Source organism: Collimonas fungivorans, from assembly GCF_001584145.1.
Taxonomy (GTDB): Bacteria; Pseudomonadota; Gammaproteobacteria; order Burkholderiales; family Burkholderiaceae_D; genus Collimonas; species Collimonas fungivorans.
The window spans coordinates 3,863,987-3,889,676 of sequence record NZ_CP013232.1; the positions used below are offsets into that span (position 1 = coordinate 3,863,987).

At 60.0% G+C, this 25,690-nt stretch carries 25 protein-coding genes and 1 pseudogene; 13 read left to right on the plus strand and 13 right to left on the minus strand.

Features of this window, described 5'->3' with window-relative positions:
• Positions 1-26 precede the first annotated feature (26 nt).
• The 7 genes and pseudogenes from acpP to CFter6_RS16655 all read right to left on the minus strand — a co-directional run bounded on the left by acpP (position 27) and on the right by CFter6_RS16655 (position 5,405).
• A complete protein-coding gene (gene acpP, locus CFter6_RS16625) occupies positions 27-266 on the minus strand; it encodes an acyl carrier protein (RefSeq protein WP_014006859.1) in 240 nt (79 codons plus the stop codon).
• 235 nt (positions 267-501) lie between these two features.
• Positions 502-1,271: pseudogene (gene fabG, locus CFter6_RS16630) on the minus strand (3-oxoacyl-ACP reductase FabG).
• Positions 1,268-2,200 carry an ACP S-malonyltransferase gene (fabD, locus tag CFter6_RS16635; protein ID WP_061540875.1) on the minus strand — a complete coding sequence of 311 codons (933 nt, stop codon included), beginning with the start codon at positions 2,198-2,200 and terminating at the stop codon, positions 1,268-1,270. The pseudogene fabG and the gene fabD overlap by 4 nt, the downstream one beginning before the upstream one ends.
• A 95-nt stretch (positions 2,201-2,295) precedes the next feature.
• Positions 2,296-3,282 carry a beta-ketoacyl-ACP synthase III gene (locus CFter6_RS16640; RefSeq protein WP_061540876.1) on the minus strand — a complete coding sequence of 329 codons (987 nt, stop codon included), beginning with the start codon at positions 3,280-3,282 and terminating at the stop codon, positions 2,296-2,298.
• Entirely contained in the window at positions 3,279-4,370 is a 1,092-nt protein-coding gene (plsX, locus tag CFter6_RS16645; protein ID WP_061540877.1) for a phosphate acyltransferase PlsX, read from the minus strand. The genes CFter6_RS16640 and plsX overlap by 4 nt, the downstream gene beginning before the upstream one ends.
• 149 nt (positions 4,371-4,519) lie before the next feature.
• On the minus strand, positions 4,520-4,702 hold the full coding sequence (gene rpmF, locus CFter6_RS16650) for a 50S ribosomal protein L32 (protein WP_014006864.1): 183 nt from the start codon (positions 4,700-4,702) through the stop codon (positions 4,520-4,522).
• A gap of 202 nt (positions 4,703-4,904) precedes the next feature.
• Entirely contained in the window at positions 4,905-5,405 is a 501-nt protein-coding gene (locus CFter6_RS16655; RefSeq protein ID WP_205631404.1) for a YceD family protein, read from the minus strand.
• 157 nt (positions 5,406-5,562) lie between these two features.
• Here CFter6_RS16655 and CFter6_RS16660 point away from each other — a divergent pair, with 157 nt between their 5' ends.
• Both CFter6_RS16660 and CFter6_RS16665 read left to right on the plus strand, forming a co-directional pair.
• Positions 5,563-6,222 carry a Maf-like protein gene (locus tag CFter6_RS16660; protein ID WP_061540879.1) on the plus strand — a complete coding sequence of 220 codons (660 nt, stop codon included), beginning with the start codon at positions 5,563-5,565 and terminating at the stop codon, positions 6,220-6,222.
• A gap of 6 nt (positions 6,223-6,228) precedes the next feature.
• Complete coding sequence (locus CFter6_RS16665) at positions 6,229-6,984, plus strand: SAM-dependent methyltransferase (RefSeq protein WP_061540880.1); 756 nt, start codon at positions 6,229-6,231, stop codon at positions 6,982-6,984.
• A 395-nt stretch (positions 6,985-7,379) separates the two neighbouring features.
• Here CFter6_RS16665 and CFter6_RS16670 read toward each other — a convergent pair whose 3' ends face one another.
• From CFter6_RS16670 to CFter6_RS16685, 4 genes are all read right to left on the minus strand, one after another.
• Positions 7,380-8,357, minus strand: coding sequence for a S49 family peptidase (locus CFter6_RS16670; protein ID WP_082815039.1), 978 nt, complete (start codon positions 8,355-8,357; stop codon positions 7,380-7,382).
• 54 nt (positions 8,358-8,411) lie between these two features.
• Positions 8,412-8,783: a Rieske (2Fe-2S) protein gene (locus CFter6_RS16675; protein ID WP_061540882.1), complete on the minus strand. Its 372-nt coding sequence runs from the start codon at positions 8,781-8,783 to the stop codon at positions 8,412-8,414.
• 25 nt (positions 8,784-8,808) lie between these two features.
• Positions 8,809-9,468, minus strand: coding sequence for an HAD-IIIA family hydrolase (locus CFter6_RS16680; RefSeq protein ID WP_061540883.1), 660 nt, complete (start codon positions 9,466-9,468; stop codon positions 8,809-8,811).
• An 81-nt stretch (positions 9,469-9,549) separates the two neighbouring features.
• Positions 9,550-10,515 (minus strand): RluA family pseudouridine synthase, encoded by a 966-nt coding sequence (locus CFter6_RS16685; protein WP_236904307.1) that lies wholly within the window; start codon positions 10,513-10,515, stop codon positions 9,550-9,552.
• Positions 10,516-11,259: 744 nt separating this feature from the next.
• Between CFter6_RS16685 and CFter6_RS16690 the strand changes: the two genes are divergently transcribed.
• The 6 genes from CFter6_RS16690 to CFter6_RS16715 all read left to right on the plus strand — a co-directional run bounded on the left by CFter6_RS16690 (position 11,260) and on the right by CFter6_RS16715 (position 18,702).
• Positions 11,260-14,358 (plus strand): Rne/Rng family ribonuclease, encoded by a 3,099-nt coding sequence (locus CFter6_RS16690; protein ID WP_061540885.1) that lies wholly within the window; start codon positions 11,260-11,262, stop codon positions 14,356-14,358.
• Positions 14,359-14,577: 219 nt separating this feature from the next.
• Complete coding sequence (gene moaA / locus CFter6_RS16695) at positions 14,578-15,708, plus strand: GTP 3',8-cyclase MoaA (RefSeq protein ID WP_061540886.1); 1,131 nt, start codon at positions 14,578-14,580, stop codon at positions 15,706-15,708.
• Between the two features lie 12 nt (positions 15,709-15,720).
• A complete protein-coding gene (mobA, locus tag CFter6_RS16700) occupies positions 15,721-16,329 on the plus strand; it encodes a molybdenum cofactor guanylyltransferase MobA (protein WP_061540887.1) in 609 nt (202 codons plus the stop codon).
• Between the two features lie 10 nt (positions 16,330-16,339).
• Complete coding sequence (gene moeA, locus CFter6_RS16705) at positions 16,340-17,647, plus strand: molybdopterin molybdotransferase MoeA (protein WP_061540888.1); 1,308 nt, start codon at positions 16,340-16,342, stop codon at positions 17,645-17,647.
• 9 nt (positions 17,648-17,656) lie between these two features.
• The gene (locus CFter6_RS16710; protein WP_061540889.1) at positions 17,657-18,124 is read left to right on the plus strand and encodes a GNAT family N-acetyltransferase; all 468 of its coding nucleotides are present in this window, start codon (positions 17,657-17,659) and stop codon (positions 18,122-18,124) included.
• Positions 18,121-18,702 (plus strand): nucleotidyltransferase family protein, encoded by a 582-nt coding sequence (locus tag CFter6_RS16715; RefSeq protein ID WP_061540890.1) that lies wholly within the window; start codon positions 18,121-18,123, stop codon positions 18,700-18,702. Before CFter6_RS16710 ends, CFter6_RS16715 begins: the two co-directional genes overlap by 4 nt.
• Here the strand turns inward: CFter6_RS16715 and CFter6_RS16720 are convergent.
• Entirely contained in the window at positions 18,678-19,097 is a 420-nt protein-coding gene (locus CFter6_RS16720) for a DUF1810 domain-containing protein (protein ID WP_061540891.1), read from the minus strand. The two genes, CFter6_RS16715 and CFter6_RS16720, sit on opposite strands and share 25 nt — an antisense overlap.
• Before the next feature lie 27 nt (positions 19,098-19,124).
• Here CFter6_RS16720 and CFter6_RS16725 point away from each other — a divergent pair, with 27 nt between their 5' ends.
• Positions 19,125-19,520 (plus strand): VOC family protein, encoded by a 396-nt coding sequence (locus tag CFter6_RS16725; protein ID WP_061540892.1) that lies wholly within the window; start codon positions 19,125-19,127, stop codon positions 19,518-19,520.
• A gap of 114 nt (positions 19,521-19,634) precedes the next feature.
• On the opposite strand, the gene CFter6_RS16730 is transcribed toward CFter6_RS16725, so the two are convergent.
• A complete protein-coding gene (locus tag CFter6_RS16730) occupies positions 19,635-19,898 on the minus strand; it encodes a hypothetical protein (RefSeq protein ID WP_061540893.1) in 264 nt (87 codons plus the stop codon).
• Positions 19,899-20,267: 369 nt separating this feature from the next.
• On the opposite strand from CFter6_RS16730, the gene CFter6_RS16735 reads away from it, so the two are divergent.
• From CFter6_RS16735 to CFter6_RS16750, 4 genes are read left to right on the plus strand one after another with little or no spacing between them, the layout of a single operon-like run.
• Complete coding sequence (locus tag CFter6_RS16735) at positions 20,268-22,517, plus strand: TonB-dependent hemoglobin/transferrin/lactoferrin family receptor (protein ID WP_236904308.1); 2,250 nt, start codon at positions 20,268-20,270, stop codon at positions 22,515-22,517.
• A gap of 49 nt (positions 22,518-22,566) precedes the next feature.
• Positions 22,567-23,661, plus strand: coding sequence for a hemin-degrading factor (locus tag CFter6_RS16740; protein WP_061540894.1), 1,095 nt, complete (start codon positions 22,567-22,569; stop codon positions 23,659-23,661).
• A complete protein-coding gene (locus CFter6_RS16745) occupies positions 23,658-24,563 on the plus strand; it encodes a heme/hemin ABC transporter substrate-binding protein (protein WP_236904309.1) in 906 nt (301 codons plus the stop codon). Before CFter6_RS16740 ends, CFter6_RS16745 begins: the two co-directional genes overlap by 4 nt.
• An 18-nt stretch (positions 24,564-24,581) precedes the next feature.
• Positions 24,582-25,682: a FecCD family ABC transporter permease gene (locus tag CFter6_RS16750; protein ID WP_061540895.1), complete on the plus strand. Its 1,101-nt coding sequence runs from the start codon at positions 24,582-24,584 to the stop codon at positions 25,680-25,682.
• Positions 25,683-25,690: the final 8 nt, after the last annotated feature.

Sequence of the window (25,690 nt, forward strand, 5' to 3'; positions counted from 1 at the left end):
TTCTCCTGGATACATTCAAAGCTTGCTTAGGCCTTAACGTGAGCCGTAGCGTAATCGATAGCCTGTTGCACTGTAGTGATCTTTTCAGCTTGTTCGTCAGGGATTTCCATTTCGAACTCATCTTCCAGCGCCATCACCAGTTCAACTGTATCGAGCGAATCAGCACCCAGGTCGTTGACAAACGACGACTCGGTCTTGATGTCAGCTTCTGCGACGCCCAGTTGCTCAGCGACGATTTTTTTAACGCGTTGTTCGATATCGGACATGTGATGCCTCCATTAGGTTACAGAAAGTGCGCGCATTTTAGCAGGTTTGCGCATTGAAAATTTACTTTCGACATTAGTCTTTAATATTTAACAAAACTACGTCAAAAGCTTCTAAATAGGTACAACTTACATTTAACAACCGTAGGGTGGGCACAAATGCCCACGCGAACCCCGGCTTCAAATCACAACTGATGGGCACTGCATGCCCACCCCACAACTTGCTTCAGCTCACGCTTCAACTCATATACATGCCGCCATTTACGTGCAAAGTGCTGCCCGTAATGTAGCCGGCCTGCGGCGACGCCAGGAAAACCACAGCCGCCGCCACGTCTTCCGCGGCGCCCAGCCGTCCCAGCGGGATCTGCTGCAGCAATGCCGCGTGCTGCTCTTCACCCAGGGACTTGGTCATGTCGGTATCGATAAAACCTGGCGCAACGCAGTTGACCGTAATATTGCGGCTGCCGATCTCGCGCGCCAGCGCACGGCTCATGCCGGAGACCCCGGCCTTGGCAGCAGCATAATTCATTTGCCCGGATTGCCGGCCGAACCGACCACCGAAGTGATATTGATGATGCGGCCATGCTTGGCCTTCATCATGCCACGCAAGACGGCGCGCGACAAACGCGCCACCGCGGTCAGGTTGGTGGAAATGACGGCGTCCCAGTCCTCGTCCTTCATGCGCATCGCCAGCTGATCCTTGGTGATGCCTGCATTATTGACAAGAATCGACAATCCGCCGAATTCCTTATGCGCCAGCTCGACCGCCGCCGCACAGCCGGCTGCATCGTTCACATCCAGCACGATGCCGCGGCCATTGCCCGGCTGGCTAGCCTCCAGGTATTCGGCGATTGCCGCCGCACCAGCCTCGGAAGTTGCCGTGCCGACCACTTTGGCGCCACGCTGCAGCAACTGCAACGCAATGGCCCGGCCGATGCCGCGCGATGCGCCGGTAACCAAAGCTACCTGGCCACTCAAATCCTGCAAAACGGTATTTGGTAAAGTCACTTGAAAGTCTCCAACATTTTATCCAGCGACGCCTGGTCGACAATCATGTCGCCGATCAGGCTGTCATTAATACGCTTGGTCAAGCCAGCAAGAACCTTGCCCGGACCGCATTCCACCACATGGGTGACGCCTTCGGCGGCAATTTTCTGCACCGTTTCCACCCAGCGCACCGGGCTGGCTGCCTGCCGCACCAGCGCATCCTTGATGGCTGCCGGATCATTGACGATGGCGACATCGACGTTATTGATCAGTGCAATCTGCGGCGCGGCAAAAACCAGGTCTTGCATGTATTCACGCAAACGATCCGATGCCGGCTTCAGCAACGAGGAATGAAATGGGGCCGATACCGGCAATGGCAAGGCACGTTTTGCACCTTTTTCCTTGGCAGCAGCGCAAGCCCGCTCTATCGCTCCCTTGTGGCCGGCGATGACCACCTGCGCCGGCGCATTGAAATTCACCGCCTCGACGATTTCGCCCTGGGCAGCCGCCGCGCAGACCGCACGCACGTCTTCATCCGCCAGACCCAGAATAACCGCCATGCCGCCCTGCCCGACCGGCACCGCTTGCTGCATCGCCTGTGCCCGGAACCGCACCAGCGGCACAGCATCCTTGAACGCGATCACGCCGGCGGCGACCAGCGCCGAATATTCGCCCAGGCTGTGCCCGGCCACCAGCGCCGGCGCCTTGCCGCCGGCAGCCAGCCAGGCCCGGTAGCAGGCGACTGCTGCGGTCAGCATGACCGGCTGCGTATTGGTAGTCAGGTCCAGCTCTTCTTTCGGCCCTTCGGCAATCAGCTTGCCGAGATCGAACTGCAGCGCCTCGGAAGCTTCTGCGACAGTATCTTTTACTACCGGGTTATCGGCAAAACCGTTCAGCATGCCAACGGCTTGCGAACCCTGGCCCGGAAAAACAAACGCGAATTTATTCATGCCTTACCTAAATGGGTATCAAATTTATCAAACAGCTTGCCGCGATGCCATGACCGCAGAGCGGGCCGCGAGCAACGCTTCCGCACTCAAGGTCCTTACATGCGGGCCAGGATGGCGCCCCAGGTAAAGCCGCCGCCTACGCCTTCCATCATGACGTTGTGGCCGGGCTTGACGCGGCCATCGCGTACAGCCTGGTCCAGCGCCAGCGGAATCGAAGCTGCCGAAGTATTGCCATGCTGGTCCACCGTCACCACCATGCGCTCGTTGTCCAGGCCCAGTTTGCGGGCGGTGCTTTGCATGATGCGGATATTGGCCTGGTGCGGAATCAGCCAGTCGATCTCGGAAGCCGACATGCCGGCTATCTGCAAGGTTTCGTTGGCGACTTTTTCCAATACCGAGACCGCCAGCTTGAATACTGCCTGGCCGTCCATATACAAATAAGCGCTGCCCTCGACCACGCCGGAATTGACCTTGCCGGGAACGCACAGGATGTCCTTGTGGCGGCCGTCGGCATGCAGCTTGGTGGCGAGAATGCCTGGCTCGGCGGAAGCTGTCATGACTACCGCTCCGGCGCCGTCGCCAAACAGCACGCAAGTGGTGCGGTCTTCAAAATTCAGGATGCGCGAAAAAACCTCGGTGCCGATCACCAGCACGTTCTTGTGCGCACCGGACTTGATGAAGCTGTCCGCGATCGACACTGCATACACAAAGCCGCTGCACACCGCCTGCACATCAAAGGCCGCGCCGCCGTTGACGATGCCGAGCTTTTGCTGCACTACGCAGGCAGTGCTGGGGAAACCGCCGAAATGATCGGGAGTCGAAGTAGCGACGATCACCAGGTCGATATCGTCGGGCTGCATGTGCGCCATGTCCAGCGCCTGCCTGGCTGCTGCTACCGCGAGATCGCTGGATTGCACATCGGCTTCAGCGTAATGGCGCGCGGCGATGCCGCTGCGGGAGAAAATCCATTCATGCGATGTCTCTATGCCCTTCGCGGCAAGCTGCGCAGTGAGTTCCTGGTTGCTTACCCGTTTCGGCGGCAAATAGCTGCCGGTACCGACAATTTTGCTATATGTAGTCATGCTGTCTTTTGTTGGGTTGATTCAGTATTAACGATTTCGCCCGATCCGCCATCCGCAGTGTCGGCCTGCGGCATCAGCTCCGCAATCGTGGTCGCAATACGAGACAATACATCATATTTGGCTGCATCGAATGCACGCTGTATGGCCCACTCGTAGCCATAGGCGTCGGCGCCGCCGTGACTCTTGAAAACCAGTCCGCGCAAACCCAGCAGGCTGGCGCCGTTATAACGCGAAGGATTCAGGCGGCGCGAGATGGCCTTGATGGCGCCGCGGGCGATGACCGCGCCCAGCATGTTCAGGATGCCGCTCTTGAATTCAGTCGTTAACACCGTCTTGACGAAACGGCCCAGGCCTTCGGAAGCCTTGAGCGTGACATTGCCGACAAAACCGTCACAGACGACGATGTCGGTAGTGCCTTCGAAGATATCGTTGCCTTCGACATTGCCGTAGAAATTCAGGATGCCTTTTTCATGGTCGGCGCGCAGCAGTTCCGCCGTCTGCTTGACCACTTCATTGCCCTTGATCGCTTCTTCGCCGACATTCAGCAAACCGATCGTCGGCCGCGGCTTGCCTTCCATGGCCGACACCAGGGCCGATCCCATCAAGGCAAACTGGTGCAGGTGCAAGGCTTCGCAATCGACGTTGGCGCCCAGGTCGAGCATGTAGGTCGGACCATCTTTCTGGTTAGGGAGAATGGTGCAGATCGCCGGGCGGTCAACGCCGTGCAAGGTTTTCAGAAGATAGCGGGAAACCGCCATCAAGGCGCCGGTATTGCCAGCCGACACGCATGCCTGCACCTGCTGGTCTTTGACCAGGCGCAGGGCGACACGCATCGAGGAATCTTTTTTGCGGCGTAACGCGGTTTCGATGGAATCGTCCATCGTCACCACTTCCGATGCATGGTGCACCGATAAACGCGGATGGGAACTGGCCTTGTGCTTTTTCAGTTGCGCCCGGATTTCTTCCTCAAGGCCAACCAGCACCAACTCGGCCTCAGGCTCGCGATTGGCAAATGAAACTGCGGCAGGAACGGTAACCGACGGGCCGTGATCGCCACCCATGCAGTCGATAGAAATTTTGATTGTCATTGTTTTGATTCAGTGCCTACTCTAAGCCGTATTATGAGGCAGATTGGGCGCGATTCAAAATGACGCAAGGAATTATTCTGCATACAAAAACGGCGCCCTGAGAAACTCATCGCGCCGCCTTCGACCTGCATCGCAAGAACAAGTAAGTATTACTCGTCGTTCTTGGTCTTCAACACTTTACGGCCACGGTAAAAGCCGTTCGGGCTGATGTGGTGGCGCAGATGCGTTTCACCAGTCGTTGGCTCGATAGCCAGCGGAGGTGCAACCAGAAAATCGTGGGCACGGTGCATGCCGCGCTTGGATGGGGTCTTCTTATTTTGTTGAACTGCCATGATAACTCCTGCTTTCTTAAGATCTTAAAGTTTAACATATCCAACCCTCAGAACAGGGAAAGGCTGGATATTCCTGCCGCGTTTGTGCGCGGATTTTACTACCTATTGCCACACCTTAGTCACACGGAATCACATTCATGTGAAAATCAGCGCGACAAATTTACCGCAATTCTTTACTAAATCCATTTACTGCCGCTGCTATTTACTGCTGCTTCAAATTCTTGAGCATCGCGAACGGCGACTCTTTCCTGGCGCTCTTCAAGCCCTCAAGCGCAGACTGGTCCGGGCAAACCGGATGCTTCGGCGACAGCGGCAAGGCCAGCAGAGCCTCATCCTCAACCAGTTCAACGATATTCAGTGTTTTAGTGCCGACGATGACATCAATCTCGTCATTATCAAGCAGCGCATCGATCGCATCGGCGCTTTCTTCGTCTTTTGCCAGCACCAGAACCGATTCCGAATCGATATCGAAAGCGAACGGCGTCAGGCAGCGCTGGCACATGATCTTGGTCGAACCGCTGACAGTCAGCGTCAGTTGCGGATGTCCCAACTGATCGGCGCCGCCAACCAGGATCCAATGCAGGGTGCCGGAGCGATCCGCAGTCTCAGCCGAGAGGCGGCTCAGATCGGCCACCAGCACATCGCCTTCACGGCGCTCTTTATGGCGGGCATACTCAAAGGCGTCGATGACAAAAGCACTCATAATATAGCCAAACCCAGCCGAACCCGGAAAACCTGCGATAATAACAGCCTTTTCCCTTATTCGTCAAAGTGTTAGCGCGTTTTCCGCACTTTGACCGCCATTTGCCGGGATTTTACCGTTCTGCAATCGCAGAAACAACAAATAAACAATAAAAACCATGGCTTCTTTACAACAAACCATCTCTTCCAAGGCATCCCTGCCGCGCCTGATCCTCGGCTCCAGCTCGAAATACCGCAAGGAATTGCTTTCCCGGCTGCACATCCCGTTTGACGTGATCGTCCCGGATATCGACGAGACACCCCATCCCGGCGAGAGTCCGCAAGCCACCGCCCTGCGCCTGGCCCTGGAAAAGGCGCGCACGGTGGCGCTGGCGGCGCCAAATGCGCTGGTGATCGGCTCCGACCAGGTGGCGACGCTGGATGGCGAGCAGATCGGCAAACCCGGCAATCACCAGAACGCCCTGGCGCAACTGCAGAAGATGCGCGGCCGCCGCGTCATTTTCCACACCGCGCTGTGCCTGTGGGACAGCCGCCACAGCCGCCACAGCCAGCCCGAGCAGGCCGCGCAGATAGAAAACATCCAGACCTTCGTCACTTTCCGCGACTTGCCCGACGCCGAGCTGGACGCCTACTTGCGCATCGAACAACCCTATGACTGCGCTGGCAGCGCAAAAAATGAAGGGCTGGGCATCGCCATTCTGGAAAAGATCGAAAGCACCGATCCCACTGCCCTCACCGGTTTGCCATTAATTGCGCTGACCGGTATGCTGCGCCGCGCTGCTTTCCCATTTTTCCGCCTTCCCATTTTCACTAAATAGACCGACATGCCAGGTACCCTGTATTTAATCCCCAACACCTTGGGCCAAAACGAGACAGCATCCCCGGCTGCCGCGCTGGCAGCCGTGATCCCGCAAGAAGTACAGGCGCTTACCGCCAGGCTCGATTATTTCATTGCAGAAAATGCAAAGACCACGCGCGCTTTCCTGAAGCTGATCGATGCGGCCCAGTCGCTAGCCAAACCGTTGCAGGAAATCCAGATCGCCGAACTCAACGTCAATACCGCCAGCGCTGCATTGCCTGCCTTGCTGGCTCCGCTCCTTGCCGGCCAGGACGCCGGCCTGATCTCTGAAGCCGGCGTGCCGGCAGTCGCCGATCCCGGCGCCAACCTGGTACGGCTGGCTCATGCGCAAGGCATCCAGGTGCGGCCATTGGTAGGCCCGTCGTCGTTGCTGCTGGCCGTCATGAGCAGCGGCCTGAACGGCCAGAGCTTCGCCTTCAACGGCTACCTGCCCACCGATGCCGAACAGCGCAGCAAACGCATCAAGGCGCTGGAATTACGTTCGCGCCAGGAACAGCAAACGCAATTGTTCATCGAAACGCCATACCGCAACAGCGCTTTCCTGGAAGCCCTGGCCAGCGCCTGCCAGCCCGGCACGCTGATTTGCGTAGCTACCGACCTGACGCTCGCCACTGAAACCATCAGGACCCAGACTGCCGCAAAATGGAAGGCCGCCCTGGCGGCAGGGAAACATCCCGATTTCCATAAAAAACCAACCGTGTTCCTGTTCCTGGCCCAATAGGGTATTGCATACAGCGTCATTACATACAACGCAAAACGGCGACGGTATTGCGCCGTCGCCGTATTTGCCTGTCCCGAAAGACATTTATGTTGAGAAGTCGAAAACTTCTCGGTGCCGCATCCGAGATGCGGGGGGTTTGTCCGGTAGTAATTGCGCTACTCCAAAACAAGGGGTTGTATTGCGCTGGAGTGACTCTTTGCTATCGAAACAATCTCAATCTGTATGGTGATGGGTTTTGGTATTCCGATAATCGCCCCCTCCGTTCGCTGTTCCTCGAGTACCTTTAATATACGACAGGATCGCGAAGATACAAGGCCGATTATGGTATTACCATATGCCGGTTTCCACTTTGATATTTTCCTTAAAGCCCGCCCGGCAGCGGCCTTGTTTGAAACTTAACGCATGCTTGGCTTCACGTTATTCATCAGCGACTGCACAACACCGGCGCCCATCGCCACGCCGAATTTTTTCAGCACGCGTTCAGGCAAACCTTCGCTCTTGGTGTAATCGACAATATCTTCCTGCTTCAAGACATCGCGCGCCACACTGTCTACCGTGCCGTAACCGTCGGCCAGGCCCATCTCGACTGCCTTGGAGCCGCTCCAGAACAGGCCCGAGAAAGTTTCCGGCGTTTCTTTCAGGCGCGTGCCGCGGCCCTTGCGCACTACGTCGATGAACTGCTGGTGGATTTCCGCCAGCATGGTTTGCGCATAACCTTTCTGGGTCGCGCTCATCGGGCTGAACGGATCGAGGAAGCCTTTGTTCTCGCCGGCAGTCAGCAGGCGCCGCTCGACGCCGACCTTATCCATCAGGCCGGTGAAACCGAAGCCATCCATCAGCACGCCGATGGAACCGACGATGCTGGCCTTGTTGACATAAATCTTGTCGGCCGCGGCGGCAATGTAATAACCGCCCGAGGCGCACATTTCGTCGACCACCACATACAGCGGCTTGTTCGGATATTCCTTGCGCAGGCGCGCGATTTCATCGTTGATGATGCCGGCCTGCACCGGGCTGCCGCCAGGGCTGTTGATGCGCAATATCACGCCGACCGAATCGTCCGCGGCGAATGCGTTGTCAAGCGCCGGCACCACCACGCCGGCCGAACCGTTGCCTTCCGATTCGATCGCGCCGTTGATCTTGACCAGCGCCGTATGCGCGCCGACTGTCTGCGTATCCGAGCCTTCGTAATTCATGCCGAGCCACACCCCGAAGACAATCAGGCTGATCACGGCCAGCTTGAAAAAAATCCCCCAGCGGCGGCGCGCGCGCTGCTCGCGCAACGACGCGAACGCCAGCTTCTCCAGCAGTTCGCGCTCCCAGCCTTCTTTTTTGGCGGGCATGGTCGCATTCTCAAAATCGTTATTGCTCATGGCGTTCATCACTCACTTCGTTTATCCGAAATCGTTATTGAATACGCCAGCCTGTCAGGCAATCACAGGCCGCACATATTCATCAGGGATCCAGAACACCTGATCATTGCTTTCTTCAACCAGAATCTTGTGCAAACGTCCGCCGCGGCACGGGCCGCCGGCGCAATGGCCGGTTTCCGGCTCATACACGGCGCCATGGGTAGCGCACATCAGGTACAAACCGCTGGACTCGAAAAACTCACCCTCGTTCCAGTCCAGCTCCAGCGAAATATGCGCGCACCGGTTCAGGTAAGCGTGGACGATATTGTGGTGGCGCACGGCGAATGCAACCGCTTCCTCGCCCCAGGCGGTAACCGCAAAGCGCACGCCCTTGCCGCGCTCTGCCAGCGCAGAAGAAGCACAAAGGGGGAGACGGATATCGTTCACGGCGCGTCGCTCAATGGCTCCAGGGTCAGGCGTTTTCGTCAAGCCAGGCGTGCAACTGCACGGTCGAGGTGGCGTTGAACAAGGGTTTCAGCGCATTCAGTTCATGCGCCGGGTGCGCGCCATACTGGACCGCGATCCCGGCGGCGCCGGCATTGATGGCCATCTGCAGGTCATGGGTGGTGTCGCCGATCATCACTGTGCGCTTCAAGTCCTGGCCCAGCTCTCGCGTCAGTTCCTGCAGCATGGCCGGATGCGGCTTGGAGAAAGTCTCGTCGGCGCAGCGGGTAGCGTCGAATGCCGACAGCAGCTTGGTCTCGTGCAAGGCGCGATTCAGCCCGACCCGGCTCTTGCCGGTGGCGATCGCCAGGAAATAACCCTGCTGCGACAAGTCCGCCAGCATTTCACGCACGCCGTCGAACAAGGTCAGGTCCTGGTCTTGCGCCAGGTAGTGATAACGGTAACGTTCCACTACGCGCGGATACTGGCTGGGCTCCAGGCCCGGCATCGCAACCTGCATGGCTTCCGCCAGGCCCAGCCCGATCACGTGCGAGGCGGCCTTGTTATCCGGAACCGCCAGCCCCAGGTCCCTGGCTGCAGCCTGGATGCATTTCACGATGATGGCGGTGCTGTCCATCAAGGTGCCATCCCAATCAAATACGATTAAATCAAAATTCTTTCTTGCCATATTGCCTGACAATACCTTGCCAGCTCCTGTAATTGGGTTTGGCCTGCCGATTGAAAAAATCGGCAATCCGATAGGCAAATACTAACTGATATTCTGATCGCCCTCAGCTTCCGAAATTGCCGCAGAGATATCTTTCGGCAGGCTTTTCAGGAATTTCTCGCATTCCGGCGGCAGCGGCGCCTTGAGGGTCACCGGCTTGCCCGTCTCCGGATGGGCGAAGGTAATCTGGTAAGCATGCAGGAACATCCGTTTCAGCGCGATACGCTGTCCGTCAGCCTTCTGCAAAGTCCGGTTCAGGGCAAAGTCGCCGTATTTGTCGTCGCCGGCAATGGCGAAGCCGCTGGACGACAGATGGACCCGGATCTGGTGGGTGCGGCCGGTCTTCAGCTCGGCTTCCAGCAAAGCATAGTCGCCGTAACGCCGGATCAGGTTGAAAATCGTGTGAGATGCCTGGCCGTCGGCCTGCACCCGCACCCGGCGCTCGCCATCGGCCGCCGTATACTTGTGCAACGGCAGCTTGACGTGCTGGCGCTCGTTTTGCCAGTCGCCGTGCACCAGCACCAGGTAACGCTTGTCGGTATCGCCGTCGCGCATCTGCTCGTGCAGGTTGGTCAGGGCAGAACGTTTTTTTGCCAGCAGCAAGATGCCGGAGGTATCGCGGTCCAGCCGGTGCACCAGTTCCAGGAACTTGGCTTGCGGACGGGCGGCGCGAAGTTGCTCGATGACACCATAACTGACGCCGGAGCCGCCGTGCACGGCAACCCCGGCCGGCTTGTCGATTACCAGCAAATGATTATCTTCCAGCAATATCTTGAATTCCGCTCCTGGCGCTACCGCTTGTATTTGCTTTTCAGCAATTCGAATCGGCGGCACCCGGATTACGTCGCCCTCGACCAGGCGATAGGTCTGGTCGATGCGGCCTTTGTTAACCCTGACCTCGCCGGAGCGCAATACGCGATAAATATGGCTCTTGGGCACTCCTTTGCAAATACGCAATAAAAAATTGTCGATACGCTGACCTGCGTCGTCTTCCGCAATAGTCAGCATTTGGACGGCAAGGGGCGGCGCAATTGCTGTTAACTGTATACCTTGCTCCACGGCTACCTTGGGTTCGGCCTTATGCTTGCCCGCGGCTTGTGTCCGCGGCTCGGGGCGAGTCTTGACTCGTCCTCCAGAAAATCTCGCTAAGTCCTTCATTTTGAATATATAATTGTTCTGCAATTGTTAGAAAACAGTTGCTGGTGTAAGAATAAAAAGACCATTCTACACAGGGGCGTCCCCATCAGCCTCGCCAATTTGCAAATTTGATGGGAAATGTGTACGCATCACCCCTGCGCGAGTCAAGGTCGCACCGTTGTTGTCATCGGATAACGCGCACGGATGCTGAACAAGAATGTCTGGATGATTAGGATAAAGTCCGGCGAGCCCGATGCGATCTGAACGATCGCGACGAGCTCGCCGGTTGATGTAGTGTTTTTAAATTTGCCGCATACTTACTGAAACCAATGCTTTATTTGGCTCTATCAAGCTGCTCACCGCCAAGCGTCGTGCTCGCGTTCCGCGAACCGCAGGATGCTCTGCCGGCGCGCGCTGATAGTTTTCAGTAAAACGGCAGCACTATATCCGCGCCTGTGCACTGCGCTCATATAGCGCATACACACCAAGGCAATTCTCTCCCCCCTGACACTCCGTTCTCGCGTACATCCTTGTACTTTTTGTCGCTGACAGAAATGCTGAAGAACAGCAATCTTTAAGCGCCATTGCATTGACCCAAGGGTCACGGAGCGAAAAATGAAACGCATGTTGTTTAATGCCACGCAGCAAGAAGAACTGCGCGTGGCTATTGTTGACGGGCAAAAGCTCATCGACATCGATATCGAAACCACCGGACGCGAACAACGCAAGTCCAATATCTACAAAGGTGTGATTACCCGTATCGAGCCGTCGCTGGAAGCCTGTTTCGTCAACTACGGTGAAGAGCGTCATGGCTTTTTGCCGTTCAAGGAAGTTGCCCGCACTTACTTTAAAGAAGGTGTAGACGTCCGTACCGCATCGATCAAGGATGCCCTGCGCGAAGGCCAGGAAATCATGGTCCAGGTCGAAAAGGAAGAGCGCGGCAATAAAGGCGCGGCCCTGACCTCCTTCGTCTCGCTGGCTGGCCGTTACCTGGTCCTGATGCCTAACAACCCGCGCGGCGGCGGTGTTTCGCGCCGGGTCGAAGGCGAAGATCGCCAGGAACTGCGCGAAACCATGGATCAGCTGGATCTGCCTAGCGGCATGTCGGTGATCGCCCGCACTGCAGGCATCGGCCGCAATGTTGATGAATTGCAATGGGACTTGAACTACCTGATGCAACTCTGGCGCGCCATCGAAGGCGCCGGCACCCAAGGCAAGGGCGCGTTCCTGATTTACCAGGAATCGTCGCTGGTGATCCGTGCGATCCGCGATTATTTCCAGCCGGATATCGGCGAAATCCTGATCGACACCGACGAAATCCACGACCAGGCCCAGCAGTTCATGGCCCACGTCATGCCTGACATGGTGCACCGCGTTAAGCGCTACCGCGACGACGTGCCGCTGTTCTCCCGCTTCCAGATCGAACACCAGATCGAAACCGCGTATTCGCGCACCGTGCCGCTGCCATCCGGCGGCGCCATCGTGATCGACCATACCGAAGCCCTGGTTTCCGTCGACGTCAACTCCGCCCGCGCAACCCGCGGCGGCGACATCGAGACCACCGCCTTCAACACCAATTGCGAAGCAGCGGAAGAAGTTGCACGCCAATTGCGTTTGCGCGATCTCGGCGGCCTGATCGTGATCGACTTCATCGACATGGAGAATTCGAAAAACCAGCGCGAAGTCGAAACCCGCCTGAAAGACGCCCTGCGCTATGACCGCGCCCGCGTCCAGATGGGCAAGATCTCGCGCTTCGGCCTGATGGAACTGTCGCGCCAGCGCTTGCGTCCGTCGCTGTCGGAAGGCAGCCACGTGACTTGCCCGCGTTGCAACGGCACCGGCCATATCCGCGATACCGAATCGTCCGCCCTGCAAGTCCTGCGCATCATCCAGGAAGAAGCGATGAAAGAAAACTCGGCGGCGATCCACGTCCAGGCGCCGGTCGACGTCGCAGCTTTCCTGCTCAACGAAAAGCGCGGCGAGATCCTGAAGATCGAAACGCGTCACCGCGTCGGCATCATCCTGATCCCGAACAAGCACCTGGAAACCCCGCACTACAAGCTGGAACGCCTGAAGCACGACGATCCGCGCCTGGAAGAAACCCAGGCCAGCTATGCCATGGCAGAGCAAGCCGATACCGACATCGGCTACAACAAGACCCAGAAAGAAGAAGGCAAGCCGCGCCAGGAAGCCGTGGTCAAGGGCATCACCCCAGACCAGCCGGCCCCTATCGTCGAGCGCAAGCCAGCAGAAGCCCCTGCGCGTCCGACAGCGGTTGCCGCTGCCCCGGCAGAAACAGGTTTCCTCGGCAAGATCTTCGGCTTCTTCTTCAGCAAGCCGGCAGCACCGGTAGCGGCCCCTGCCGCTACTGCGGAAACCAAGGGCTCGCAGCAACGCGGCGACCGTGGCGATCGCAACAACCGTGGCCAGCGCGGCCGTAACCGCGGTGGCCGCAACCGCGATGGCAGCGCGCAAGAAACACGCGACGACAGCGCCAAGAAACCGCTGGTTGAAGCAGTCGAAGCCAAAACCCAGCAAGCCCGTCCGCCACGTCCTCCGCGCGAGCCTAAAGAGCAGCGCGAAAGCAGCGACGGCAAGGCCGAAACACGCAATGAAGGCCGGCGTGAACGGACCGAACGCCCACCGCGTCCGCCACGCGAAGAGCGCAAGGAAAACCTGAGCGAAATCAAGGTCGACGAGACTTTGCTCAAGGGTGGCGTAGTAGCCGCTGCCGGCGTTGCCGTCAGCAGCATCACCGAAACCGCTGATGCTACGGAAGCGGTGCAAACCGAAAGCGGACGGGTTGAAACCAAAGCCGGTGAAGACGAAGAACCACGCCGCCGCCGCCGCCGCGGTGGCCGCAACCGTAACCGCCGCGACCGCGACGGCGCCGAAGGCAGCACCGAAGGCGGTAGCGACGACATCGAAACAGGCGAAGCCGCTGCAGCAGCAGACCTGGCCGAAACCGACAGCGATGCAGTTGCTCCCGAGGCAGCGAACCCAGCAACGCCAGCCGAAGCAAGCAGCCCGGCCAGCAACAGCGTGCCGATGATGGCCTCGGCAGTGCCGATGGCGCAGGAAGCCGCTGCCCCGGCAGTTGAAGCGACAGCAACGCCGAGCGCGCTGTCGAATGCAATCGCAGCGCCGCTGGTGCCACAGCAAATTGCTCTGCAAGAGGAAACCGTCCCGGTCGTCGCTGAAACGACTCCGGTAGCAGCTCCTGCGCAAGAGCCGGTGGTTGCAGCACCGGTTGTAGCCGAACCTAGCCCGGCCGTAGCTGAACCGGTCGCCGCTCCGGCAGCAATCGTGCCGGAACAGCTAGCTGTGCCTGCTGAAGCAGCTCCAGTGGTTGCCAGCCAGCCAGCAATAGAAGCGCCGATCGAAGAAACCCCTGCGCCGCTGGCTCCGGCAGCGCCTGCAGTTGCTCCGGTAATTGCTGCTCCTGCAGTTGCTGAAACAGCAGTGCCGGCAGCAGAAGCGCCGGCCGTCATCAAGACAGCCGTTTCAAGCGGATCGCCTAAGGTGGAAGACCTGCAAAGCGTGCTGGCCGCAGCCGGCCTGACCCTGGCAGCGACCGATCCGAGCAAACTGCGCGCTGCGCAGGAAGCAACGGCCAACATCGTTGCAGCGCCACGTGTGCCGCGCGAGCGCAAGCCTTTGCCGGCGCAATCCAGCGAACCGCTGGTGCAGGTCGAAACCCAGCGCCCGCAGTAAGCCGATGCGCCACCCGGTGGCGTAGCAGTAGACAGTAGTACAACAAAGGGAGTCCCAGACTCCCTTTGTCACGTCTGGCGCAGGCGATATGTTTGAAATTGCGAGAACTGCCGCTTTTCAAAGGGTGCTAAAGCTAAAAAACGACGCCCATGGTATCTTGTAGAAGTTGCTACCTTATATTTAGATGCAAGACATTGCACATTTTTCCAGATACACACCATGACTAGAAAAGTCATCCCGCTGATCGACAGCCGCAGTTTCTTGCCGCTGCCCTTGCCACCGGCATTGCCCTCTATCCTCGAAACGCCGACCGGCCTGATAGCGGACGAGCTGGGGCGGCCGCTGCACGACTTGCGCATCTCTGTCACCGACCGCTGCAATTTCCGCTGCGTGTATTGCATGCCGCGTGCGGTATTCGACAAGGACTATGCGTTCCTGCCGCACACCGCCCTGCTGTCGTTTGAAGAAATCACCCGCCTGGCGAGCCTGTTTGTCGCCCACGGCGTGCACAAGATCCGCCTGACCGGCGGCGAACCCCTGCTACGCAAACACATCGAAAAGCTGATCGGCATGCTGAGCGCCCTGCAGACGCCGGACGGCAAGCCGCTCGACCTGACCCTGACCACCAACGGTTCATTGCTGGCGAAAAAAGCCCAGGCGCTGAAAGACGCCGGCCTGAACCGCGTCACCGTCTCGCTCGACGCACTCGATGAAAACATCTTCCAGCGCATGAACGACGCCGACTTCCCGGTGGCCGACGTCTTGCACGGGCTGGATGTGGCGCATCAGGCCGGGCTCGGGCCGATCAAGGTCAACATGGTGGTCAAACGCGGCGTCAACGAACAGGAAATCCTGCCGATGGCGCGCTATTTCAAGAACACGCCATACATCCTGCGCTTCATCGAATATATGGATGTGGGCGCCTCCAACGGCTGGAAGATGGATGAAGTAGTACCCTCCGCCGAAGTCGCGCAGATAATCCAGAACGAAATGCCGATGCGGCCGCTGGCAGCCAACTATGTCGGCGAAACCGCACAGCGCTGGCGCTACGACGACGGCGTCGGCGAAATCGGCCTGATTTCCAGCGTCACCCAGGCGTTTTGCCACGACTGTTCGCGCGCCCGTCTGTCGACCGAAGGCAAGCTGTACACCTGTTTGTTCGCCAGCGCCGGCCACGACCTGCGCGCCTTGCTGCGCAACGAATGCAGCGACCGCGAAATCTCCAGCGTGATCGGCCAGCTGTGGCGCGCCCGCGACGACCGTTATTCCGAGCTGCGCACGCAGCACACCGAAGGCCTGGCCTCGTCCTCACCCCGCAAGAAAGTCGAAATGTCGTACATAGGCGGCTGACCGGGCCCTGCCATGGAAACCTATCCGCCCCCCTCTGCGCTGGATATCACCGGCCTGATACTGGCCGGCGGCCGCGGCACCCGCATGGGCGGGATCGACAAGGGCCTGGCCCTGCTCGACGGCCAGCCGATGGCGGCGCATGTCATCGCGCGCCTGGCGCCACAGGTGAACAGCCTGATCATCAACGCCAACCGCAACCAGGATAGCTACGCGGCGTTCGGCGCACCGGTCTGGCCCGATGAGCAGCCTGACTTCGCAGGCCCGCTGGCAGGCCTGCAAGCCGGCCTGCGCCACTGCGGCACGCCCTACCTGGCGACCGCACCCTGCGACTCGCCCTACCTGCCGCATGACCTGGTGCGGCGCCTGGCGCAAGCACTGGCCAGCGCCGGCGCCGACCTCGCGGTTGCCAGCATCCGCGAAGGCAGCGACCAGGATATCTGGCCGCAGCCGGTATTCATGCTGCTGAAAACCGCTTTATTGACCGACCTCAATGACTACCTGCAGGGCGGCGGGCGTAAGATGGAAACCTGGTACCGCCGCCTCAACTATTGCGAAACGCTGTTTACCGATGCCGACGCCTTCCGTAACATCAATACCCGAGAACAGTTACTACAGCGATAATGCAAACGCAATGACCAACCTGAATATCCGTCCCGCCAAGCCATCCTTGTCCGAGCTGACCAGTTGCATGTCGGACTACGATCCGCACGCCATGCCGGTCAAGCAAGCGCAGGCCATCATCCGCGACTGCATCACAGCGGTCAGCGCGATTGAAAAAGTGGCGCTGCGCAGCGCCCTCGACCGCGTGCTGGCCAGCGACATCATCTCGCCGATCGACGTCCCGGCGCACGACAACTCGGCCATGGACGGCTACGCCTTCAACTCGGCCGACCTGCGCCATGACAGCGATACCGTGCTGGCGGTGGCCGGCACCGCCCACGCCGGCCGCGCCTACCTGGGAGCGGTTGCCGGCGGCCAGGCGGTGCGGATCATGACCGGCGCCCTGATGCCGGAGGGGCTCGACACCGTGATCCCGCAAGAATTTGTCAGCCCCGGCAGTGCGACCGGTTTCGTCACTATCCCGGCCGATGCCGTCAAACCCGGCGCGAATCGACGCCTGGCCGGCGAGGACCTGAAAGCCGGCAGCGCCGCGATCGCCCGGGGCCGCATCTTGCGTCCGGCCGACCTCGGCTTGCTGGCCTCGCTCGGCATCGCCGAAATCCCGGTAAGGCGGCGCCTGCGCGTGGCGTTTTTCTCGACCGGCGACGAACTGCGTTCGGTCGGCGAGGTGCTGGATCCCGGCTGCGTCTACGATTCCAATCGCTATACCTTGTACGGCATGCTGCGGCGGCTGGGCTGCGACATTATCGACATGGGCGTGGTCGGCGACGATCCGCCGGCGCTGGAGAGCGCTTTCCGCAGCGCTTGCGAGAACGCCGACGCCATCATCACTTCCGGCGGCGTCTCGGTCGGCGACGCCGACCACACCAAGCAGATGATGGCGCAGCTGGGCGACGTCGCTTTCTGGAAAATCGGCATGCGCCCGGGCCGTCCGCTGGCGTTCGGCAGCATTACTTCAGGCGGCAAGCAAGCCCTGTTCTTTGGCCTGCCCGGCAATCCGGTGGCGGTCATGGTGTCGTTTTATTTTTTTGCGCGCGAGGCCCTGTTGCAGATGATGGGCGCGCAGGTCGCTCCGTTGCCGCTGATGCGCGCCACCGCAGCCGTCGCCATCCGCAAGCGCCCGGGACGTACCGAATACCAGCGCGGCATCCTCAGCATGGACAACGGCCAGTGGAGCGTGCGCCCCACCGCGGCCCAGGGCTCCGGCATCTTGCGCTCGATGGCGGAAGCCAACTGCATGATCGTGCTGGGACATGAACAGGGCGACGTCGCCGCCAGCGATGCGGTCGAGGTGATCCTGTTCGACGGCCTAATCTAGGGGGCGCACATGGAATTCCGCGCTGCCCGTATCGAAGACGCCGACGCCATCGCCGCCCTGATCCACGGCTTTACGCATGAATTCCTGGCCACGCCCGACGGCAAAGGCGCTGAGCGTTTTTTTGAATCCGTCTCGGTAACCGCGGTAAGAGGATATATCCCCGATCCGCGTTATCAATACCACCTCGCTTTTGAAAACGGCCTACTCGCCGGTTTTATCACACTGCGCGATCGCAGCCACCTTTGCCATCTGTTTGTCGCCCGGGATTTTCAGCGCCGTGGTCTGGCTACGCAGCTTTGGCAGACGGCGAAAATGGCGGCGACCGGGCTCGGTGCCATCGAAGCATTTACCGTCAATTCCTCGCCTTTGGCTCAGCCTGTCTATGAGCGCTTCGGCTTCATCAAAACCGGCCCGCAAGTTGAAATGCATGGCATATGCTTTGTCCCCATGCGTTTATCCCTAACGTCGGAGAAATGAAACACGCCGGCGATCTCCAGGCCTTGCTGCAGGCGGATCCTGAGCGGTTGCGCATCTTGGCGCTGGTGCACTCCCTGCACCTTCCCGATTGCTGGATCGCCGCTGGTTTTATCAGAAATGCGGTCTGGGATTTCCTGCACGGACGAACGCCTTCATCTCCATCAGGCGATGTCGATGTAATCTGGTTCAATCCTTCTCAGCACAGTGCAGACGCCGATTTGCAGATAGAAAAAAACCTGAAAGCTTTGGACCCATCTATCGAGTGGTCGGTGAAAAACCAGGGACGCATGCACGTCCGCAACGGCGATACACCTTATCAATCCGCTAGCGACGCCATGCGCTTCTGGCCGGAAACCGCCACTGCGGTGGCGGCCCGGTATGCCGCAGGCAACGGCCTGGAAATCGCGGCGCCCTTCGGGCTCGACGATTTGTACGCGGCCATCGTCCGGCCGACGCCCCGCTTCATCGATGCGAAACGCGCGCAGTTTGACGATCGCTTGCAGTGCAAAAACTGGTTGTCTCGCTGGCCCCTGCTGCGAGTCGAAGCAGAAGCTCACAATCGAGCAAGCGTGGCCTGATCAGGCTCTCCTCCATAATATTTTTCCAGGCATTCGTTGAAAACCTGGTTGCCGCCTGCTGCTTGTGCGAACAAGGTCAATGACGATTGAAATTTCATGTAGTCAGGGAAGCCAAAAATATCTTCTGCCGAGCGCCCGTCCACAGCGGCTACCAGGCGGCAGCATTCCTGCAGGCGCGGCCCCAGCAGCGGATGATCCAGGTAGGCACGGGCTTCTTCGAGCGAGGAGATCGCATACCTGATCGCCGTAGTGCTGTGCCCCAGCCCTTCAACCTGCGGGAAAACGAACCACATCCAATGGCTGCGTTTTCTGCCCTGGCTCAGTTCTTCGCGTACGATATCGAAGACCGGCTGCTGGGCGGCCACGAAACGCTGCAGGTTGTATTGATCGCTCACGTCATTTTTCTACCGAAAGGGAAACCCATGATCTCTCACGTTTTTATCGGCGTCACCGATTTCCAGCGCGCATACGGTTTCTATTCTGCTGTTATGGAAAAACTGGGCCTGCAGCTCAAATTCTGCGATGCCGGCAAGCCGTGGGCGGCCTGGATGGCGAGCGGCAAGGCCCGGCCTCTGTTCATCATTGGTGCGCCTTACGACGGCAACAGCGCCTCTGTCGGCAACGGCCAGATGATCGCCCTGCTAGCGCCGACCCGGGCCGCGGTCGACGGCGCTTATGCCCTGGCCCTGGAAAACGGCGGATCGTGCGAAGGCGCGCCCGGCTTGCGCCTGGAATACCATCCCGATTATTACGGCGCCTACTTCCGCGATGCCGACGGCAACAAACTTTGCGTCTGCTGCCACGATGCCGTGGCGTAGGGTGCGCACCTGTGCCCACGTGTGACCGTAATGACCGGGACAGGGACAGGGACCCAAAAACGGGGATGTAGGTGAAATAAGGTTACGCGTGGGCACAGGTGCCCGCCCTACACGTCAGAACGTATTGCACTGGAATAAACCAGGATGGCCAAAACAGGTTGTAGTGGCCGGATAACGTTCGGTATTGTCTTTTGTGTCCAGCCGCAGCACACAACTGCGCCATTCGTTGGTATTGCTTTTATATCCCAGCCTTTCGCAAGCCGGACCATAGATGCGCATCATCTGGTCGACATCACGCTGTGCCTGGGCGGCGCGTTCGGCATCCGTGGCGCAACCGGCCAGCATGGCGACCGCAGCCAAAATTATGAGCGTACGCATGGTGAACTCCTTTTCTTTCGGTTCTGTTCAGTAAACTGCGGTGAACTCCGGTTTTTCTATTTATTGCAGGCAAATGTGGGGATATTCCATACCCCTCCAACATCTGCTATGCCCACAGTATAGGCCAGCGCTTATTGCCCCACTATTTCCAACCATGCATAGTTGCTACCAGATGTAACTATCCTGGCCTCGGGCGATAAAAATCTTCCGGCTCGTTTAATGGATCCCACAAATAGTAATAATTCTCATTTATAATTAGAACTTCAGACAAACTTTACCGATTACCCACCCTACCTCTCTTTTTCAGCCAGCCGCATCACCAGCGTCGCCAGCCATTCAACAAGTTTGATTGTTTTGGAGTACGACGCTTTGCCCAATTTATACCCAACCCGCCTGCCGGGATTGCCTGCGGCCGCCAATTTTGCCGTGTTCGCCACCATCGCCGTATCGATGCCGGTTTTTTCCCAGAGCGCGCCGCAGCTGCTGGCCGGCAGTTCCGCCGCCGGCCGCACGCTGGACGAAATATCGGTCACCGCCACCCGCAGCGAAACCGCGGTGGCGCGCACGCCCAGCAGCATCTCGGTGATCGGCGCCGAGACTATCGACGAGCAGCAGCCAAAGGATGTCAAGGACCTGCTGCGCTACGAACCTGGCGTCACGGTCAGGCGCGGTCCTTACCGGCCGTCGTCGGCGGCGGCCGCCGGCGGCCGCGGCGGCAACGAAGGCATCAATATCCGCGGGCTGGAAGGCAACCGCATCCTGCTGATGGAAGACGGCATACGGCTGCCCAGCTCGTTTTCATTCGGGCCGCTGGAAGCCGGGCGCGGCGACTACATGCAGATGGACATGTATAAACGGGTGGAAATCCTGCGCGGGCCAGCCTCGGCCATGTACGGCAGCGACGGCCTGACCGGCGCTGTCAATTTCATCACCAAGGATCCCTCCGATTTCCTGAAGATCTTCAACAAGCCGACCTATTTCTCGATCAAGCCGGTTTACGACTCCACCGACGGCAGCACCTCGACCACCGCGGTCGCGGCTTTCGGCGGCGAACGTTTCGAAGGTCTGCTGATCGCCAACAAACGCACCGGCCATGAGGTAGACACCAAAGGCACGCGCGACATCAACGGCCCCAACCGCGATACCGCCAATCCGCAAAACGTCAACGGCAACGCGTTGCTCGGCAAGCTGGTGTTCAAGGCCAGCGGCCAGGACACTTTCACCGCGGCGATCGATCACCAGGAACAGAAAACCGATTCCAACGTGCTGTCCGCGGTCACCGCCAGCACGCTGGCGCTGCGCGCCAACGACAAGCTGGAACGCAATCGCTACAGCCTGGCTTACGACTTCAAGGACGGCAGCAATCCTTACTTCCAGAACGCCCACGCGCAAATCTACTACCAGGATGCGAAGAACCACCAGTTTTCCTATGAAGACCGGTTTCCTGCGGCCGACCGTACCCGTGACAATACTTACCGGGAAAGCACCTACGGCGGTTCAGCCCAGGCGGAAAGCGGCTTCGCCACCGGCGGCCTGCAGCACAAGCTGGTCTACGGCTTCGATCTCAGCACGGCGCGCATCAGCGGGCTGCGCGACGGCACCATCCCTGGCGTCGGCGAATCGCCGTTTCCCAACAAGGCTTTCCCGAATACCGACTACTCGCTGTTCGGCGCTTTCATCCAGGATGAAATCCGGCTGTCGCCAACCAGTCCGCTCAGCATCACGCCCGGGTTGCGTTTCGACGGCTACCGCCTGACGCCGGACGAAAACGATCCGGCCTACACCGGCAAGGCCACCAAATCGAGCGGCAATGCAGTGTCGCCACGGCTGGCCCTGATGGTTGAAATCAGTCCGGCGCTGCTGCCCTACATCCAGTACGCGCGCGGTTTCCGCACGCCGACACCGGACCAGGTCAACAACAGCTTCGGCAACCCGATCTTCGGTTACGCCACCATCGGCAACCCCGACCTGAAGCCGGAAACCAGCAACACCTTTGAAATCGGCTTGCGCGGCAAGCTGGGCGGCGGCAACGATACCCTGCGCTATAGCGTGGCGGCGTTCACCGGCCGTTACAGCAACTTCATTTCGCAGGAAATCGTCAGCGGCAGCGGCCGGCCATTCGTCGATCCCTTCATTTACCAGTACGTCAACCGCGCCCGCGCCCGCATCAGCGGCGCCGAAGCCCGGATCGACTGGCAACAGGCCAACGGCCTCGGCTTCAAGGCTGGCATGGCTTATACCAAAGGTCATACCGAAGGCGCAGACGGCAGCAGCACGCCGCTCGATACCGTCAATCCTTTCATGGCCGTATTCGGCTTGCGCTACGAACCCAGCGAACTCTGGTACGGGCAGACCGACTTCATCTACCAAAGCGCGAAACGGCGCAGCGACATGAGCAAGCAAAGCGATTTTGCGCCGCCGGCCGCCTTCGTGGTCGACCTGCGCGGCGGCTACAACATCAGCAAGAACGTATCGCTGTTTGCCGGCATACACAACCTGTTCAACCGCCAGTACTGGAACTGGTCGGACGTGCGCGGCCTGGCCGGCAACACAACGGTCGCCGATGCTTACACCGCCCCTGGCCGCAGTTTCAACGTCGGCCTGAAATTCCAGTATTGATTTCCGTATTTATCTCTTTCTTATCTCATTCCTGGACAAGGAGAAAACAATGTCTGCAACAAGTGATCACCAACAACGCGACCAGCAACAATTGCGCGCGGACTTCCTGAATACGAAACGCGAAAAAAAAATGCGCAATCGCGATGCCGCAGCCGCCATCGGCGTCACCGAAGGCGAGGCCATGGCCGCCTGCGTCGGGGCCGAAGCCATCCGGCTGCTGCCGCATTTCATCGAACTGTTTGAGGAAATCCCGCTGCTGGGCCCGGTCATGGCGCTGACCCGCAACGACAGTGCGGTGCACGAAAAAGACGGCGTGTATGAAAAGATGAGTCACAATGGCCAGGTCGGCCTGGCGCTGGGCGAAGCGATCGACTTGCGGATTTTCTACAAGCAATGGTGCTTCGCCTGCGCCGTGATCGAGGAAGTAGCACGCGGCGCCGGAAAAACCTGGCAGAAAAGCCTGCAGTTCTACGATCTGCACGGGGAGGCAGTGCACAAGGTGTTCTTGCGCGAGCACAGCAATCACGACGCCTTCGACGCCCTGGTGGCGCGCTGGCGCGACCCCGAGCAGCAACCCGGCATGAAGGTCGAACCTGTTCCGCCGGCCGCCATCGACAAGCCCGATGCCGAGATCGACGGTGACGGCTTCCGCGCTGCCTGGAAAGGCATGACGGATACCCACCAGTTCTTCGGACTGTTGCGCGATTTCGGCCTCAGCCGGACCCAGGCGCTGCGGCTGGCGCCGCCGCAATTCGTACGCCAGGTCGACAACAGCGCTACCCGCGCCATCCTGGAACAGGCCGTCGCCAACGCCTTGCCCATCATGGTCTTTGTCGGCAACCGCGGCATGATCCAGATCCATTCCGGCGCAGTAGGCAACATCAAGGCGATGGGTCCCTGGCTGAACATCCTGGATCCTGGGTTCAACCTGCATCTGCGGGAAGACCTGATTGCTGCCAGCTGGGTGGTCAGCAAACCGACCAGCGACGGCGAGGTCACCTCGCTGGAACTGTTCGACCACGAAGGCAACACTATTGCCATGCTGTTCGGCGTACGCAAGCCAGGCCAGCCGGAACTTGCTGCCTGGCGCAGCGCAGCCTTGAACCTGCCGCTGGCGGCAAGCATGGCGGAGGTCCACGCGTGAAGCCGCTTATCGATGTGCAACGGCGCCTGCTGCTGGGCGGCAGCGCTGCCGGCCTGTTGCTGGGCGCCCTGCCCGGCCTGGCGTTCGCAAAAGCTGACGCGGCAAACCCGCCGCGGCGCGTGGTGGTGGCCGGCGGCGCTCTGACCGAAGTAGTGTATGCACTGGATGCCGGCGCGGTCCTGATCGGCGCCGACACCACCAGCACCTATCCCGCCGCGGCGCAGGCGCTGCCCAAGATGGGTTACCAGCGTGCGCTGTCGGCCGAAGGCGTGCTATCGCTGCATCCCGACCTGCTGCTGGCGTCGGCCGACGCCGGCCCGCCGGCCACGCTGCAGCAGATTGCCGCTGCCGGTGTGCGCGTGATACGACTGGGCGAGCGGCATGACGTCAACACCGTGCGTGAAAAAATCACGGGAGTGGCCGCCGCGCTGGAGCTGGCCGCACGCGGCAAGACATTGCTGCAACGCTTCGACAGTGACTGGGAAGCGGCACTGGCGGCAGTGCAAAAACAGCGCCCGGCCAAAGCGCCGCGTGTGCTGTTCATCCTCAGCAATAGCGGCACGCAAGCCATGGTAGCGGGCCAGGAAACGGCGGCCGACGCCATGATCCGTTACGCCGGCGCCATTAATGCTACCTCGGCCGACGGCAAAGGCTTCAAAGGCTACAAACCCTTGACCGCGGAAAGCGCCGTCAACTGCGCTCCCGACATCCTGATGATCGCCAGCGAAAGCCTGGCGGCGATAGGCGGCATGGAGCGCCTGCTGGCCAGCCCCGGCCTGTCGCTGACGCCGGCGGCCAGGAACCGGCGCGTGGTGGCCGGCATGGATTCGCTGTTGCTGCTAGGCTTCGGGCCGCGCCTGCCGCAAGCGCTGACGCAGCTGTCGGCCCAGCTGTATGGTTAACCGCTGACCACCACTGCGATGTCAACTCTCTTTCCCACCGTCCTGTCGGGCCCCGCGCCGGCCGTTCGTGCGCCCGAGCTGCTCCGCAAGGGCCGGCAACGCATGGTGCTGGCCGGCTTGTCGCTGCTGCTGGTCTTGACTACGCTGCTGTGCGCGGCGCTCGGCGCTTATCAGATCGATCCATGGCGTATCCCGCTGCTGCTGTGGCCGGGCGAGCTGAGCATGGCCGATGCGCAAACCCGCGCAGTACTGCTCGATATCCGCCTGCCGCGGGTGCTGCTGGCGATCCTGGTCGGCTGCGGCTTCGGCGCCGCCGGCAGCGCCATGCAAGCCTTGTTTCGCAATCCTCTGGCCGATCCCGGCCTGATCGGCGTTTCCAGCGGTGCCGCTCTCGGCGCCGCGCTGACCATCGTGCTGGGCACTACGCTGTGGCCGGACGCCCTGCGTGTGGCCGGCATCTATGCGCCGATGCTGGCGGCCTTTATCGGCGCCCTGGCGGTAGCCATGCTGGTGTATCGTATCGCCGCGGCACGCGGCCGCCTGGCGCTGCCCCTGCTGCTGCTGGCAGGGATCGCCATCAACGCCATCGTCGGCGCCGCCATCGGCTTGCTGATCTACGTCGCCAGCGACGACCAGCTGCGCACGCTCACCTTCTGGAACCTGGGCAGCTTGGCTGGCGCGCAATGGTCCTTGCTGGCAGTGGCGACACCAGTAGTGGTATTCAGCATCGCCGCCCTGGCGCGCCATTCGGCGGCGCTGAACGCCATGTTGCTGGGTGAAGCGGAGGCCATGCACCTGGGGGTGCCGGTGCAAGCCATCAAGCGCCAGGTGCTGATCGCCAGCGCCTTGTGCGTCGGCGCGCTGGTGGCCTGCACCGGGGCCATCGGCTTCATCGGCCTGGTGGCGCCACACTGCATCCGCCTGGTATGCGGTCCCGACCAGCGCGTGGTGCTGCCGGGCGCCCTGCTGTTCGGCGCCGTGCTGACCCTGGCCGCCGACCTGATCGCACGCACCGTGGCGGCGCCGGTGGAAATGCCGCTGGGCATCCTCACCGCATTGCTGGGCGGACCGTTCTTCATGGTGCTGTTATGGCGCCGGCGCGGGCAATTGGGCCTTTGAACCTATCC